This is a genomic window from Mumia sp. ZJ1417 (assembly GCF_014127285.1).
Lineage (GTDB): Bacteria > Actinomycetota > Actinomycetes > Propionibacteriales > Nocardioidaceae > Mumia.
Map to the genome: position 1 here is coordinate 2,681,480 of NZ_CP059901.1, position 14,446 is coordinate 2,695,925.

A 14,446-nucleotide genomic window follows, 5' to 3' on the forward strand; every position below is an offset into this window, starting at 1 on the left:
ATCGTGCTGCGGTATGAGCGGCAGCCTGGTCCTGCGCAACGGTCGCTTCCGCGATCCCGAGAGCGGCTCGGTCGTCGAGGGCGACCTCCTCGTCGAGAGGGGTGTCATCGAAGAGATCGGGAGCGTCGGGGCGACCGAGGCACCGGCGCTCGACCTCGGCGGAGCCACGGTCGTGCCCGGGTTCTTGGACGCCCACTTCCACGCGTTCAGCACGTGCATGGGTGGGCTCGAGCTCGAACGCCGCGCGCTGAGCTTCGTCGCGATCAATGCGACGAGACGCCTCGGTGCGGCCCTCGCACGCGGGTTCACCACGGTCCGCGACGTGGCCGGCGGTGACGCCGGCCTCGCGCAGGCGCTCGATCAGCAGCTGGTCGCCGCTCCTCGCTACCTTTACAGCGGGCCGGCGCTCAGTCAGACCGGCGGTCACGGCGACCCCCGTCCGGCGGACCTCGACGTGTGCTTCCACGAGGGCCACATGAACGAGATCGTGGACGGGGTCGACGACCTCCGCCGCGCCGTCCGGCGGCGTTTCCAGCAGGGTGCCCACGTCATCAAGATCATGACGTCGGGCGGCGTCGTGTCACCGGTCGACCCGATCCGTATCCCCCAGTACTCGGCGGAGGAGATCGCCGCGGTCGTAGACGAGGCAACCCGGCGCGGCAGCTATGTCGCCGCGCACTCTTACTCGAGCGAGGCCGTCATCCACTCGGTCACCCACGGCGTCCGCTCGATCGAGCACGGCAACCTCATCGACTCCGCCGCGGCACGGACGATGGCCGAGCACGGCGCCTATCTCGTTCCGACCCTGGTCGCGTACGACTCCATGGCCCGACGCGCCGACGAGGTCGGGCTGTCGCCCGTGGGTCGCGCCAAGAACGCCGAGGTGCTCGGCTCGGGCAAGGACGCCATCACGCTGGCCACCGAGGCTGGTGTCCCGGTCGGGTTCGGCAGCGACCTGATGGGCGACCTCGAGAACGACCAGCTGCGCGGTCTGCAGCTGCAGGCCGAGGTGCAGACGCCCGAGGCCCTGCTGCGCTCGCTCACAACGGTCAACGCCGCGCTGTTCCGGCGGCCGGAGCTCGGTCGGCTCGCGGTGGGCTCGCCGGCGGACCTCGTCGCCCTGGCCGCCGACCCGATGGACGACGTCGAAGTGCTGTGGGACGAGTCGCGTCCGCGGACCGTCGTACGGGCCGGTGTCCCGGTGGGCCTCTCCGCCTAGCTCAACCGCCGGAGGTGGCGTCCTCGGCCGCGGGATCGATGCGGCTGACCTCGCGCGAGGTCAACCACCCGTCCGGCAGCGCGACGCGCTTGGGGTTGCCCTGACGGCCGCGTGGCTTGCCGAGCTCACCGATCGGGTACGGCTCGTTGTGATCAAGGTCGGCCAGCAGCGCGTCCAGGTCGGCCAGCGAGCTGATCGTCGCCAGCGCGTGTCGCATCTGCCCACCGGCACGGAAGCCCTTGAGGTACCACGCGACGTGCTTGCGGAACTCGATGCAGCCCCGCTCCTCCCCCATGTCCGCCGCGAGCAGCTCGGCATGCCGGCGCATCCAGGCGGCCACCTCACCGAGGCTCGGCATCGCCGTCTCCTGCTCACCGGCGAACGCGGCCGCCAGGTCGCGGAACAGCCACGGGCGCCCCAGGCAGCCGCGTCCGACCACGACGCCGTCGGCGCCGGTCTGCTCGATCATCGCGAGGGCGTCGGAGGCTTCCCAGATGTCGCCGTTGCCGAGGACGGGGATGTCGACGGCCTGCTTGAGGGTCGCGATCGCATCCCAGTCGGCCTGACCGGAGTAGTGCTGCGCCGCCGTACGCCCGTGCAGCGCGATCGCGGCACACCCCGCGTCCTGCGCGATGCGCCCTGCATCGAGGTACGTGAGGTGGTCGTCGTCGATGCCCTTGCGGGTCTTCATCGTGACCGGGACCCCGTACGGGCTCGCCGCGCGCACCGCCTCGGTGAGGATCTCGCCGAGCAGCGTCGCCTTCCACGGCAGCGCCGCTCCCCCGCCCTTGCGGGTCACCTTCGGGACGGGACAGCCGAAGTTGAGGTCGACGTGGCCGACGCCGTGCTCCTCGCAGAGGATCTGCACCGCCTTGCCGATGTAGACGGGGTCGATCCCGTACAGCTGCACCGACCGCACCGTCTCGGCCTCGGCGAAGCTGAGCATCCGCAGGCTGATCGGGTCGCCCTCGACGATCCCGCGCGACGTGATCATCTCGCAGACGTAGAGCCCGGCGCCCTGCTCGGCGCACAGCTGCCGGAACGCCGCGTTGGTGACGCCTGCCATCGGCGCGAGCACGACCGGCGTCGCGACCTCGAGGGTGCCGAGGCGCAGCGGCGGGCGTACGGGGGCGGTGGTGGGCATGGCGTCCATTCTCCCAGGCGCGTGCAACCGCGCGCACAGGCGCCGCGTCGGGGCGTGGCGAGGGCGGCGGCGCGGGACTCAGGCGGCGTACGTCTCCAGGAACGTCGCGATGCGGCCGATCGCGTCCTCGAGGTCCTCCACGCGCGGCAGCGTGACGAGGCGGAAGTGGTCCGGGGTCGGCCAGTTAAAGCCCGTCCCCTGCACGATGAGCAGCTTCTGCTCCCGCAGCAGCTCGTACGCGAACTTCTCGTCGTCGACGATCGGATAGACCTCGGGGTCGAGCCTCGGGAACATGTACAGCGCTCCCTTCGGCTTCACGCAGGTCACCCCCGGGATCGCCGTGAGCAGCTCGTACGCCCGGTTGCGCTGCTCGAGCAGCCGACCGCCCGGCAGCAGCAGGTCGTTGATCGACTGCCGTCCCCCGAGCGCCGTCGCGATCGCGTACTGCGAGGGGACGTTGGGGCACAGCCGCATGTTCGCGAGCATGTTGAGGCCCTCGACGTACGAGCGCGCGTGGTGCTTGGGGCCCGACAGGATCATCCAGCCGCTACGGAAGCCCGCGACCCGGTAGGCCTTGGAGAGGCCGTTGAACGTCACGCACAGGAGGTCCTCGGCGAGCGAGGCCACGCAGGTGTGCTCGGCGTCGTCGTACAGGATCTTGTCGTAGATCTCGTCGGCGTAGACGATCAAGTTGTTCTCGCGCGCCACCTGCACGAGGTCGCGCAGCACCTCGGGCGAGTACACCGCACCCGTCGGGTTGTTGGGGTTGATGATGACGATCGCCTTCGTCCGGTCGGTGACCTTGGCGCGGACGTCGTCGATGTCGGGGTTCCAGTCGGAAGCCTCGTCGCAGCGGTAGTGCACCGCCGTGCCTCCCGCGAGGCTGACCGCAGCCGTCCACAGCGGGTAGTCCGGCATCGGCACGAGCACCTCGTCGCCGTCGTCGAGCAGCGCCTGCATCGCCATGACGATGAGCTCGGAGACGCCGTTGCCGAGATAGACGTCGTCGACGTCGATGCCGGGCACGCGCTCCTCGTAGTGCTGCACGACCGCGCGGCGCGCCGGCAGCAGCCCCTGCGAGTCGCTGTAGCCCTGGGCCTGGTGGAGGTTGGCGATGATGTCGACGAGGATCTCCTCGGGAGCCTCGAAGCCGAACGGTGCCGGGTTGCCGATGTTGAGCTTGAGGATGCGGTGGCCCTCGTCCTCGAGACGCCTGGCCTCTTCCAGCACCGGACCCCTGATGTCGTACAGGACGTCCGCCAGCTTCGTCGACTGCATCACCTCACGCATGCACCAAGCATGCCAGCGTGACTCAGCTCACGGGCCAGGAGACCGGCTTCGAGAGGTCGTCGGTCCGCAGCTGCACGGAGCTCAGCGTGGCGCCCTGTGGGACGAGCAGCACGAAGCACGCCTTCGCGGTCGCGCCTGCGTCGAACGTCTTCGGCAAAGCACCACCGGGGCAGCGTGTGAACGGCTCCCCCGCGAACGTCGTCGGCGGGAAGAACGTCTTCGTCGAGTCGAACCCGTACACGGGGACCGCCGCGCCGCCGAGCGGGTCGGGACCGTCGTTACGGAGGTCCAGCGACACGTAGTAGGGCGTTGAGGCCGCGGACGCGGGATCGAGGACGTAGCCCGAGAGGTCGCTCGCCTTGCCCGGCTTCACCGAGGCGACCGTCACAGTGAGCGCACTGGCCGCCTCACCCACCGGATAGCCGACCGTCGCTGGCTTGCCGACCGCGACCTCGGTGCCGGCCTCGGTCAGCGTCACGCCCTCCGGGACGTCGACGGCCGACGTGCCCTCGGACGCGCCCTTCGCAGGCTCCTCGTCGCCGCCGCTGCACCCACCGAGCACGAGTGCCGTCGCACCGGCCAGCGCGACGAACGCCGCGCGCCGGCCCGTACGAGGCGCCCTCATGCGCCGATCAGACGCGTAGCGAGGTAGGCCGTGACCTGGTCAAGGGCCACCCGCTCCTGCGTCATCGTGTCGCGCTCGCGGATCGTCACCGCGTTGTCGTCGAGGGTGTCGAAGTCGACCGTGATGCAGAACGGCGTGCCGATCTCGTCCTGACGGCGGTAGCGGCGGCCGATCGCACCGGCGTCGTCGAAGTCGACGTTCCACGACTGGCGCAGCTCGGCGGCCAGGTCGCGCGCGGCCGGGCTGAGGCGCTCGTTGCGCGACAGCGGAAGCACCGCGGCCTTGATCGGCGCCAGGCGCGGGTCGAGCGCGAGCACCGTGCGCTTGTCGACGCCGCCCTTGGCGTTGGGGGCCTCGTCCTCGCGGTAGGCGTCGACGAGGAACGCCATCAGCGAACGGTTGACGCCGGCCGCGGGCTCGATGACGTACGGGGTCCAGCGCTCGCCGAGCTCCTGGTCGAAGTACGTGAGGTCGTTGCCCGAGTGCTTGGAGTGCGTGCCGAGGTCGAAGTCGGTGCGGTTGGCGACGCCCTCGAGCTCACCCCACTCCGAGCCGGCGAAGCGGAACCGGTACTCGATGTCGACGGTGCGCTTGGAGTAGTGCGAGAGCTTCTCCTGCGGGTGCTCGTACAGACGCAGGTTGTCGGCGGACACACCGAGGTCGGTGTACCAGCGCATGCGCTCGTCGATCCAGTACTGGTGCCACTCCTCGTCGGTGCCGGGCTTGACGAAGAACTCCATCTCCATCTGCTCGAACTCACGGGTGCGGAAGATGAAGTTGCCGGGCGTGATCTCGTTGCGGAAGGACTTGCCCATCTGCGCGATGCCGAACGGCGGCTTCTTGCGCGCGGCGGCCATCACGAGCGCGAAGTTGACGAAGATGCCCTGAGCGGTCTCCGGGCGGAGGTAGTGCATGCCCTCCTCGGAGTCGACCGGGCCGAGGAAGGTCTTGAGCAGGCCAGAGAACTGGCGCGGCTCGGTCCACTGGCCACGCGTGCCGCAGTGCGGGCAGACGACGTCGGACATCGCGACGTCGTCGGGATCGGCGATGCCCTTCTTCTCCGCGTACGCCTCCTGGAGGTGGTCCTGGCGGAAGCGCTTGTGGCAGTGCTGGCACTCGATCAGCGGGTCGGTGAACACGTCGACGTGGCCGGAGGCCTCCCACACCTTGCGGGGCAGGATCACCGAGGAGTCGAGGCCGACGACGTCGTCACGGCGCTGCACCATCGCACGCCACCACTGGCGCTTGATGTTCTCCTTGAGCTCGACGCCCAGCGGACCGTAGTCCCAGGCGGAGCGGGTGCCTCCGTAGATCTCACCGCTGGGGAAGACGAACCCCCGGCGCTTCGAGAGGCTGACGACGTTGTCGATGACGGAGGCAGGCACGAGAGAACTCGCTTTCCGGCTGGGTGTCGGCGGGCATCGGCGGCGCGCCGTGGCGTGCCGCGCCCGAGTGGGTCGGTCCAGGCTACCGGACGCCCTCGGGGGGCAGAGTGACCCCGCGGTTTCGACCCCGCTGGTCGAGACCCCCCGATGGTCGAGCCTGTCGAGACCCCTACTCCCGACCCGCCGACACCCACGTCGGATCGGCCGACCGACCGCCCACGACCGCAGCGGACACCTCGTCCAGCGTCGCCATCATGTCGGCATCGAGCCGTACGGCCAGCGCGCCGAGGTTCTCATCGACCCGCTCAGCCCTGCGCGTGCCGGGGATCGGCACGACGGGCAGGCCCCACCGCTCTGCCTGCGCGTGGACCCACGCCAACGCCACCTGCGCCGGCGTCGCGCCCATCTCGCCCGCCACCCGGCGTACGGTCTCGACCACGACCTGGTTGGCGTCGAGGTTGCTGGCGTCGAAGCGCGGGAAGGTCCGGCGCATGTCACCCTCGGGGATCGCTGTCCCGACCGAGCCGGCGAGGAAGCCCCGCCCCAGCGGCGAGTACGGGACGAAGCCGACCCCGAGCTCGGCGGCGGCGGGCACGACGTGACGCTCGACGTCGCGACTCCAGATCGACCACTCGCTCTGCACGGCCGCGATCGGGTGCACGGCGTGCGCGCGACGCAGCTCGTCGGCCGTGACCTCCGAGACTCCGAGGTGGCGGACCTTGCCGTCCGCGACGAGCTCGGCCATCGCGCCGACCGTCTCCTCGATCTCGACCTGGGTGTCGACCCGGTGGAGGTAGTACAGGTCGATCACGTCGGTGTCGAGCCGCCGCAGCGACTCCTCGGCGCACTCGCGGACATACGGGGCGTCACCACGCGCGGCACGCTCGCCGACGCGGATGTTGCCGGCGACCCCGAACTTCGTCGCGACCTGCACCTGGCCCGGGCGGCTCGCGAGTAGCCGGCCGACGAGCTCCTCGTTGGTTCCGTTGCCGTACACGTTCGCCGTGTCGACGAACGTGACCCCGACGTCGACGGCGTGCTCCAGCGTCGCGAGGGCGCTCTCGGGGTCGGTTCCGCCGTACACCGTCGTCAGCGCCATCGCGCCGAAACCTTGCGGGCTGGTGCGCAGCCCGTCTCCCAGGATGATGTCGTTCACGCTCATACCGACACCCAAGATGTGACGCCGCTCACCTATTCCCTCTCAACGGCGCGCCGTCGGGTCGTCGTCGACGACATCCTCGTACGCATCGGTGTAGGCGCTCGGCTCCTCCAACGCGTGGGCGTACGGCCGCGCGGCCGCGACTTTGACGTCGTACGAGGACAGCGCACGGCGGTAGGCGCCGACGTTCTCCCACCGGGTGGTGAGCGTCCACAGGGTCGGGTCGTCCAGGTTGCGTCCGGCGAAGCCGTGGACGTAGCCGGGACGAGCGGCGAGCGCGTCGACCACGGCGCGGAGCTCGGCGGCGAAGGCGTCGGCTCGCTCGGAAGGGGCGCGGAAACGCGTGATGACCAGCACGCGCGCAGCCTAGTGGCGCCCCGGGCCCGTACGGCAGGATGGCGGCCATGAGCGATCCGTACGAGCGCATGCTGATGTCTCGCGGCGCGCGCGTCGCTGTCCCGGTCGTGGCGGCCGTGCTGCTCATCACCGGCTTGGCTGCCACGCCGTGGATCGGCATCCCCGCGCTGCTCGTCCTCGTCGCCTTCGTGGGTTGGATGGCATACCGGTCCCCCGACCCGACGTCCGGCCTCGCGCGACTCCGCCTCCTCGTGGTCGGCATCCTCGTCGCCGTGGCCGTCGGGCGCTTCCTCACCGCCGTGCTGGGCTGAGACCGGTCTTTTAGGGGGCGATGACCAGCTCGGCGATCACGATGAGCCATGCCACGGCAAACTGATTTGAGAATGATTCCCAAATGCAATAATCTGCCGTCATGCCTCGCCCCTCCTCGCTGCGTCGGACTCTGCGCCGCCCCCTGGCCGTGCTCGCCGTCGCCCCGCTCGCTCTCGTCCTCGCGGCCTGCGGCTCCGACGGCGGCGGCTCCGGCGACGCGGTGCGCGTGACCGCTGCGGCGTACCCGTTTGCGTACGCGGCGGAGCGGATCGGGGGCACGATGGTGGACGTGGACAACCTGACCAGCCCCGGCGTCGAGCCTCACGACGCCGAGCTGACTCCACGCCAGCTCGGCGAGATCCGCGACTCCGACCTCGTCGTCTATCTCGACGACTTCCAGCCGCAGGTCAACGACGCGATCGACCAGGCCGAGCTCGACGCCGACGCGCTCCTCGACGTCGCCGACGTGGTCGACCTGCTCGACGCCTCCGACGACGGCCACACGCACATCGAGGGCGAGGAGCCCGGCCACGCCGAGGAGGACCACGACCACAGCGCCACCGACCCGCACGTGTGGCTCGACCCGAAGCGCATGGCGGCGATCGCCGACGCCGTGGCCGACCGCCTCGCCGAGATCGACCCGGACAACGCCGAGGCCTACCGCGAGAACGCCGACGCGTTCGACGCCGAGCTGACCGCGATCGACACGGACTTCCGTACCGGCCTCGCGCAGTGCGAGACGCGCACGTTCGTCACCAGCCACGCCGCGTTCGGCTACCTCGCCGACGCGTACGACCTCGAGCAGATTGCGATCGCAGGGATCGAGCCCAACACGGAGCCGTCGACCCAGCAGCTCGCCGAGATCATCGAGCTCGTGAAGTCCGAGGGCATCACGACCGTATTCACCGAGGAGCTCACGAGCCCCCGTACGGCCGACACGATCGCCCGCGAAGCCGGCGTCGCGACCGCTATCCTCTCCCCGATCGAGGGGCTGAGCGACGCGACCGAGGACGAGACCTACCTCTCGCTCATGCGGCAGAACCTCGCCGCTCTCCAGAAGGCGAACCGCTGCTCATGACCGACGCCGCACCACTGGCGGTCCACGACCTCCATGTCTCCCTCGCCGGGCGCGAGGTGGTCCGCGGAGTGTCGCTGACCGTCGCGCCGGGTGAGTTCGTCGTGCTCCTGGGCAGCAACGGCTCGGGCAAGACGACGCTGATGCGAGCGGCGATGGGCGTGATCCCGGTCGCCGCCGGCGAGGTGCGGCTGTTCGGGGCGCCGCTGCGCCGGTTCCGCCAGCACCAGCGCATCGGCTATGTCCCGCAGCGCTCCACGGCTGCCGCCGGCGTGCCGTCGACGGTGCACGAGGTCGTGATGAGTGGCCGCCTCTCGCGCCGACCGGTCGTGGGCCTCGCCTCGCGAGACGACAAGGCCGCCGTCGCCGAGGCCCTCGCGCTCGTCGACCTCGTCGAGTACGCCGGGTCGCCCGCGGCCGAGCTGTCGGGCGGCCAGCAGCAGCGGGTCATGATCGCGCGCGGTCTCGCATCGCGCCCCGACCTGCTCGTGCTGGACGAGCCGACCGCGGGCGTCGACGCACGCAGCCAGGTCGCGCTCGCGGACCTCTTTGCCCGCCTGCTCGGCGAAGGCCGCGCGATCTTCATGGTCGCCCACGAGCTCGGCCCGTTCGAGCCGATGATCGACCGCGCCGTGGTGCTGCGCGACGGACGCGTCGCCTATGACGGCCCGTGCTCGGGCGGCAACCTCGCCGCCGAGGCCGAGCCCCACAACCAGCACCACCCCCACCTCGTGCTCCCTACGCACCACGTGGGCATCGAGGAGTCAGGAGCGTGGCCGACGTGAACGAGATCCTCTCGTACGACTTCATGCAGATGGCGCTGCTCGCTGCGCTGATCACCGGACTGACCGCACCCGCCATCGGGACGTACCTGGTCCAGCGCCGTCTCGCCCTGCTCGGCGACGGCATCGGCCACATCGCCCTCACCGGGGTCGCGGCTGGACTGCTCACCAACACGCAGCCGCTCGTGACCGCCGTGATCGTGAGCATCATCGGCGCCGTCGCGATCGAGCTCATGCGTACGTACGGCCGCACCAGCGGCGACGTCGCGCTGGCGCTGCTCTTCTACGGCGGGATCGCCGGCGGCGTCATGCTCACGAACCTCGCCGGCGGCTCGGCGGCGACGCTCAACAGATATCTGTTCGGCTCGATCACGACCATCGACAGCACCGACCTCACGATCGTGGTGGTCCTGGGTGCGGTGGTGATGCTGCTGTCCGCGGGCCTGTCGCCGCAGCTGTTCGCCGTGTGCCAGGACGAGGAGCACGCCCGGGTGTCCGGCGTGCCGGTACGGGCGTACGCGCTACTCATCGCCGTGCTCGCGGCCGTCACCGTCACGGTCTCGATGCGCACCGTCGGCCTGCTGCTCGTCTCGGCGCTGATGGTCGTCCCGGTCGCGGCGGCGCAGCAGGTCACCCGCAGCTTCCGTGGCACGTTCGTCCTGGCGATGGTGATCGGCACCTTCGCCGCCGTCGCCGGCGTGCTCGGCAGCTACCAGATCAACACGCAACCGGGCCCGACGATCGTCATCGTGGCGCTCGCGGTGTTCCTCGCGGTGGCGCCTCTCGGCCATCTCGTACGCTCGCACCGACGGCGCGAGACGCCCGTCCCGGTGCCCGTGGAGGAGGCAGCATGACCGAGACCCCCGTCCGTACGACCCGCCAGCGCCGTGCGGTGGCCGCGGTGATGGACGACCTCGACGGCTTCGCGAGCGCCCGCGAGATCCACGACGCGCTGCGCGACCGCGGCGAGTCGGTCGGGCTGTCGACGGTCTACCGCAACCTCCAGGCCCTCGCCGACGCCGACGAGGTCGACCAGCTGCGCAGCGACGACGGCGAGACGCTCTATCGCCGCTGCCGTACCGACCACCACCATCACCACCTCGTGTGCCGCGAGTGCGGACGCACCGCGGAGGTCCAGGGCCCGGCGCTGGAGAGGTGGGTCGAGCAGGTCGGCGCTGAGCACGGCTTCGGCCAGATGTCGCACACCCTCGAGATCTTCGGGACCTGTGACCGGTGTGGATGATCCTCGACGAGGCCGACTGGCGGGCGCGGGCCGACGCGCATCGCGAGCGCGCCGAGCCGTACGTCGCGGGCCGGCTGGCGCGTCGTGGTCGCGGTGAGAAGCATCCGGTCGACGACTTCCTGTTCGAGTACTACGGCTACAAGCCCGCGCGCCTGACTCGCTGGCATCCCGGCGTGGGGGTGCTGCTCGGGGGCGACGCCTCGGAGTACGCGGCGCTCGGGTCGTACCGCACCGTCGACCTCCCCGAGGGCCGTACGGCCGTGGGGGCGGACGTGAGCCGCCTCGCCAGCCGCCGCGAGGGCATGGAGTGGATCCGCGGCCTGCTCGCGATGACGGCCGGGCGCACGGCGCGGCTGGACTGCTTCGGGCTGCACGAGTGGGCGATGGTCTATCGGCAGACGCCCGACGAGGTACGCCACGCGGCATGGCCGCTGCGTCTCGGAGCGGACGGCACCGACGCCGTCGTCGAGTCGCACCAGCTGCGCTGCAGCCACGTCGACGCGTTCCGGTTCTTCACGCCCGACGCGGTGCCGCGCAATGCGCTCGCGCCGAGCCGCGAGACGCAGCGTGCGCTCGAGCAGCCCGGCTGCCTGCACGCCAACATGGACCTCTACAAGTGGGCGATGAAGCTCGTCCCGTACGGCGACTCCGACCTGCTGCTCGACTGCTTCGCGCTGGCCCGCGACGTGCGCGAGCTCGACATGCGCGCGGCGCCGTACGACCTCGCCGCGCTGGGCTACGAGCCCGTACGGATCGAGACGGCGGAGGGCAAGGCCGGGTACGTCCGGCTGCAGCGCGAGCACGCCGAGCGCGCCGCCGCCCTGCGCGTGCGACTCCTCGCGGACTACGACCGCGTCCTGGCCGCCGCCTGACCCCACCCCGCAACGTCATACGAACGGTGGGTCCCGACCCTCAATTCGTATGACGTCCCGGGTGGTACCCGCTGACCCCGAGACCGGGCGGGTGGAGAGCCGCCGTCTGCCCTCCACCCGCTCCGTCACCGCCCACGATGCCTGCTCGTACGGGGGTGGCGGAGGGTTGCGCTCACCGTGACCTCAACGCGACACGCGCCTTCTCGGCGTCCGAGACACCTGCACACGACCCTCGTGTCCGGATAAGGTCCTTCTTGTCACCTAACTTTATGCACTTAGTAGTACGTCTTGAAACGGATGCCTTGTCACCCCGGGGAGAAGCGAGGGCACGTGAACACCATGACGCAGGACAGCTCAACCGCTGGGCTCGTGCTCCGCACCGTGCTCCACCACGGCGTCGCCTTCCGCGACCAGATCGCTGAGTCCACGGGTCTCAGCGCGGCCACGATCGGCCGTCAGGTCACCTCGCTCGTCCGCCGCGGCCTGCTACGCGAGCGACCCGACTGCACTCGTTCCGGGCACGTCGGCCGCCCGAGCGTCCCCGTCGAGGTCGATGACCGCCTGCTCGCCGCCGGCGCCGTCCACATCGGGCGCCTCGTCACGACCGTCGCGCTCACCGACCTGCGCGGCCGCGTGCTCGGCGTCGCCCACCTCCCGACCCGCGGAGGCGACGCCGACCTGGTCAAGGCCGCCGCCCGCCGTCTGATCGGACTGCACGCCGGGATCGGCGGCCGTACGCTCATCGCCGCCGCGGTCGTCGCACCGTGGGAAGCTCTCGACCGCTCCCCCGCCGTCGCCGGTCGGACGCTGCGCGACACCACCACACTGCCCACCTCGACCGCCGACCACGTCGCCGCTGTCGCCGCCGCCGACCTCCTCTTCTCACCCGAGCACGCGCACGGGACGACGACGTACGTCTATGCACGCGAGACCGTCGGCGTCGCGACCGTCCACGACGGGGTCATCCCCTCCAGTGGACGCCGTACGGGCAGCGTCACGCACCTCCCGACGACCTCCGACGCCGCGTGCCGCTGCGGCGCACGGGGCTGCCTCGGCGCCACCGTCGCCACGATCGGCCCGCGGGCTGCGGCCGCCGGCATCGTCGAACGGCCCGATGTCGAGCTGGTCCATGCCGCCGCGCTCGCCGGGGACGTCGACGCGCACGAGCTCCTCATCGACCGCGCCGACCACCTCGGCCGCGCGGTCGCGATCATCCGCGACCTCCTCGACCCCGACCGCGTCGTCCTCGCCGGCCAGGCCTTCACCGCATACCCGGCCGCCGCGTCGGTCGTGCTCGACGCGTTCCGCCGCACGACGGGGCTCGGGCCCGTGCCGATCACGCTGTCGCGGTTCGGCGCCGAGGTCCAGGCAGCAGCAGCCGGGGCGATCGCGCTCGGCCCGGTCTACCGCGACCCGCACGCCGCGCTCGACCGGCACTCGCGACTGGTCCAGCGCACCCGCAACACGCGGCGGTCGCGTTCGGCGTCGACGGTGGTGCGGCTGCAGCCCGCCTGAGAATGCGGCGAGATACGTTCCTCATCTGACGGCATCGACTCCCCATCACACCTCCCCGCACCTCTAGCGGAGAGGGCGGTTTCCCTGCCACTCTGGTCCCGCGACAGGATCCTCGCCTTCACGACCCTGAGGAGCGGCCATGTTCCGCAAGACATCGATCGGTATCGCAAGTCTCGCCACCCTGCTCACCCTGACGGCCCCGGCGACCGCCGCGCCGTCATCGGCGCCCGCTGTCGAGCCCGCCACGACCCAGATCACCACCGAGCACTGGGACGGGATCGCCGACTTCCGCGAGGGCAGCTGGGACGGCGTACGCCCCGGCGCCGGCGGGAGCCTGGTCGTCTCGCCCCGTACGACCCAGACCACCACCTACGCCGACCCGCACGGCGACGGCGCCGCCCGGACGTACGAGTACGGCACCTGGACGTCACCCGTCATGACTCCCGGCTACGCGATCGACGAGTCGATCACCTCCTGGAATGCGATCACGCCGACCGGCACCTTCGTCGAGACCACGTTCCGCGGCCAGCGCCCGGATGGCACGTGGACGAAGTGGTACGTCCTGGGGCGCTGGGCCTCGGGCGACGACTTCGAGGGCGGCGACATCCACCGCACCTCGCTCAACGGCCAGGGTGACACCGACGCCACCGTCTACACCGACACGTTCTCGGCACGTACCGGCAAGGAGCCCGTCGCCTACCAGACCCGGGTGACGCTCCTGCGTCCCGAGGGCAGCCACGCGACACCGCGGCTCAACGGCGTCACGACGATGACCAACGAGCTGCTCGGTGGCGACGACGGCGTCACCAGCGACTTCACGCTCGGCCGGCACGTCGAGCTCGACGTGCCGCGGTTCTCGCAGAACATCCACAAGGGCGAGTACCCGGAGTTCGGGGGCGGCGGCCAGGTCTGGTGCTCCCCGACCTCCACGACGATGGTGCAGTACTACTGGGGCAAGAAGCACCAGGTCCCGCGCCACGAGCTGCGCGACATCGTCGCCCCCAACGGCGACCCGCAGGTCGACTACGCGGCGATGATGACGTGGGACTACACGTACGAGGGCGCCGGCAACTGGCCCTTCAACGCCGCGTACGCCCATACGTTCGGCCTTGACACGTTCGTGACGCGGCTGCGGTCGCTCGCGGAGGCCGAGCGGCTCGTTGCCGCCGGGATCCCGGTCATCACGTCACTCTCGTGGGACCTCGACGAGATGCCCGAGGCGGGCTACGAGACCGACGGCCACCTCATGGTCATCATCGGGTTCACCGCCGACGGCGACCCGATCCTCAACGACCCTGCGTCGAACAGCAACGAGGCGGTCCGCAACGTCTACACCCGCGAGAACTTCGAGAAGGTGTGGCAGGACTCGACCGACGGCGTCTCGTACCTGTATCACCCGTCCCACGTGAAGCTCCCCCGCGGCGCCACCAACTGGTGACCTGCTGACGTACGACCCGACAAAAGGACC

15 protein-coding genes are annotated in these 14,446 nt (G+C 70.7%); 9 read left to right on the forward strand and 6 right to left on the reverse strand.

All coding sequences use genetic code 11. The annotated features are described in order from the left end of the window. The first annotated feature begins 13 nt into the window (after positions 1-13). Positions 14-1,219, forward strand: a complete 1,206-nt coding sequence (locus H4N58_RS13050; RefSeq protein WP_167003716.1) for an amidohydrolase family protein — start codon at positions 14-16, stop codon at positions 1,217-1,219. A 1-nt stretch (position 1,220) separates the two neighbouring features. On the opposite strand, the gene dusB is transcribed toward H4N58_RS13050, so the two are convergent. The 6 genes from dusB to H4N58_RS13080 all read right to left on the reverse strand — a co-directional run bounded on the left by dusB (position 1,221) and on the right by H4N58_RS13080 (position 7,179). Next, a complete protein-coding gene (gene dusB, locus H4N58_RS13055; protein ID WP_370465449.1) occupies positions 1,221-2,363 on the reverse strand; it encodes a tRNA dihydrouridine synthase DusB in 1,143 nt (380 codons plus the stop codon). A gap of 78 nt (positions 2,364-2,441) precedes the next feature. Continuing rightward, positions 2,442-3,653, reverse strand: coding sequence for a pyridoxal phosphate-dependent aminotransferase (locus H4N58_RS13060; RefSeq protein ID WP_167250351.1), 1,212 nt, complete (start codon positions 3,651-3,653; stop codon positions 2,442-2,444). A 22-nt stretch (positions 3,654-3,675) separates the two neighbouring features. Next, the gene (locus H4N58_RS13065) at positions 3,676-4,278 is read right to left on the reverse strand and encodes a hypothetical protein (protein WP_167003722.1); all 603 of its coding nucleotides are present in this window, start codon (positions 4,276-4,278) and stop codon (positions 3,676-3,678) included. After that, complete coding sequence (locus tag H4N58_RS13070) at positions 4,275-5,663, reverse strand: glycine--tRNA ligase (protein ID WP_243842973.1); 1,389 nt, start codon at positions 5,661-5,663, stop codon at positions 4,275-4,277. Before H4N58_RS13070 ends, H4N58_RS13065 begins: the two co-directional genes overlap by 4 nt. Positions 5,664-5,832: 169 nt before the next feature. Then, on the reverse strand, positions 5,833-6,825 hold the full coding sequence (locus tag H4N58_RS13075) for an aldo/keto reductase (RefSeq protein WP_167250349.1): 993 nt from the start codon (positions 6,823-6,825) through the stop codon (positions 5,833-5,835). Between the two features lie 39 nt (positions 6,826-6,864). After that, on the reverse strand, positions 6,865-7,179 hold the full coding sequence (locus tag H4N58_RS13080; protein ID WP_167250347.1) for an antibiotic biosynthesis monooxygenase family protein: 315 nt from the start codon (positions 7,177-7,179) through the stop codon (positions 6,865-6,867). 47 nt (positions 7,180-7,226) lie between these two features. Here H4N58_RS13080 and H4N58_RS13085 point away from each other — a divergent pair, with 47 nt between their 5' ends. The 8 genes from H4N58_RS13085 to H4N58_RS13120 all read left to right on the forward strand — a co-directional run bounded on the left by H4N58_RS13085 (position 7,227) and on the right by H4N58_RS13120 (position 14,416). Continuing rightward, complete coding sequence (locus H4N58_RS13085; RefSeq protein ID WP_167250346.1) at positions 7,227-7,490, forward strand: hypothetical protein; 264 nt, start codon at positions 7,227-7,229, stop codon at positions 7,488-7,490. 101 nt (positions 7,491-7,591) lie between these two features. Further along, positions 7,592-8,569: a metal ABC transporter substrate-binding protein gene (locus tag H4N58_RS13090; RefSeq protein ID WP_167250344.1), complete on the forward strand. Its 978-nt coding sequence runs from the start codon at positions 7,592-7,594 to the stop codon at positions 8,567-8,569. Continuing rightward, a complete protein-coding gene (locus H4N58_RS13095) occupies positions 8,566-9,351 on the forward strand; it encodes a metal ABC transporter ATP-binding protein (protein WP_167250342.1) in 786 nt (261 codons plus the stop codon). Before H4N58_RS13090 ends, H4N58_RS13095 begins: the two co-directional genes overlap by 4 nt. Continuing rightward, a complete protein-coding gene (locus tag H4N58_RS13100; RefSeq protein ID WP_243845083.1) occupies positions 9,339-10,202 on the forward strand; it encodes a metal ABC transporter permease in 864 nt (287 codons plus the stop codon). The genes H4N58_RS13095 and H4N58_RS13100 overlap by 13 nt, the downstream gene beginning before the upstream one ends. Further along, complete coding sequence (locus H4N58_RS13105; RefSeq protein WP_167003733.1) at positions 10,199-10,591, forward strand: Fur family transcriptional regulator; 393 nt, start codon at positions 10,199-10,201, stop codon at positions 10,589-10,591. The genes H4N58_RS13100 and H4N58_RS13105 overlap by 4 nt, the downstream gene beginning before the upstream one ends. Continuing rightward, on the forward strand, positions 10,588-11,463 hold the full coding sequence (locus H4N58_RS13110; RefSeq protein WP_167250340.1) for a 3-methyladenine DNA glycosylase: 876 nt from the start codon (positions 10,588-10,590) through the stop codon (positions 11,461-11,463). The genes H4N58_RS13105 and H4N58_RS13110 overlap by 4 nt, the downstream gene beginning before the upstream one ends. Positions 11,464-11,802: 339 nt before the next feature. Further along, positions 11,803-12,978: an ROK family transcriptional regulator gene (locus H4N58_RS13115; RefSeq protein ID WP_243845109.1), complete on the forward strand. Its 1,176-nt coding sequence runs from the start codon at positions 11,803-11,805 to the stop codon at positions 12,976-12,978. Between the two features lie 139 nt (positions 12,979-13,117). Further along, positions 13,118-14,416, forward strand: coding sequence for a C39 family peptidase (locus H4N58_RS13120; protein WP_167250336.1), 1,299 nt, complete (start codon positions 13,118-13,120; stop codon positions 14,414-14,416). The last annotated feature ends 30 nt before the right edge of the window (positions 14,417-14,446 follow it).

Coding starts and splice junctions, on each gene's coding strand:
- H4N58_RS13050 (WP_167003716.1), top strand. CDS start 14: ATGAGCGGCAGCCTGGTCCTGCGCAACGGTCGCTTCCGCGATCCCGAG.
- H4N58_RS13105 (WP_167003733.1), top strand. CDS start 10,199: ATGACCGAGACCCCCGTCCGTACGACCCGCCAGCGCCGTGCGGTGGCC.
- H4N58_RS13115 (WP_243845109.1), top strand. CDS start 11,803: ATGACGCAGGACAGCTCAACCGCTGGGCTCGTGCTCCGCACCGTGCTC.
- H4N58_RS13060 (WP_167250351.1), bottom strand. CDS start 3,653: ATGCGTGAGGTGATGCAGTCGACGAAGCTGGCGGACGTCCTGTACGAC.
- H4N58_RS13095 (WP_167250342.1), top strand. CDS start 8,566: ATGACCGACGCCGCACCACTGGCGGTCCACGACCTCCATGTCTCCCTC.
- H4N58_RS13110 (WP_167250340.1), top strand. CDS start 10,588: ATGATCCTCGACGAGGCCGACTGGCGGGCGCGGGCCGACGCGCATCGC.
- H4N58_RS13075 (WP_167250349.1), bottom strand. CDS start 6,825: ATGAGCGTGAACGACATCATCCTGGGAGACGGGCTGCGCACCAGCCCG.
- dusB (WP_370465449.1), bottom strand. CDS start 2,363: ATGCCCACCACCGCCCCCGTACGCCCGCCGCTGCGCCTCGGCACCCTC.
- H4N58_RS13085 (WP_167250346.1), top strand. CDS start 7,227: ATGAGCGATCCGTACGAGCGCATGCTGATGTCTCGCGGCGCGCGCGTC.
- H4N58_RS13120 (WP_167250336.1), top strand. CDS start 13,118: ATGTTCCGCAAGACATCGATCGGTATCGCAAGTCTCGCCACCCTGCTC.
- H4N58_RS13065 (WP_167003722.1), bottom strand. CDS start 4,278: ATGAGGGCGCCTCGTACGGGCCGGCGCGCGGCGTTCGTCGCGCTGGCC.
- H4N58_RS13090 (WP_167250344.1), top strand. CDS start 7,592: ATGCCTCGCCCCTCCTCGCTGCGTCGGACTCTGCGCCGCCCCCTGGCC.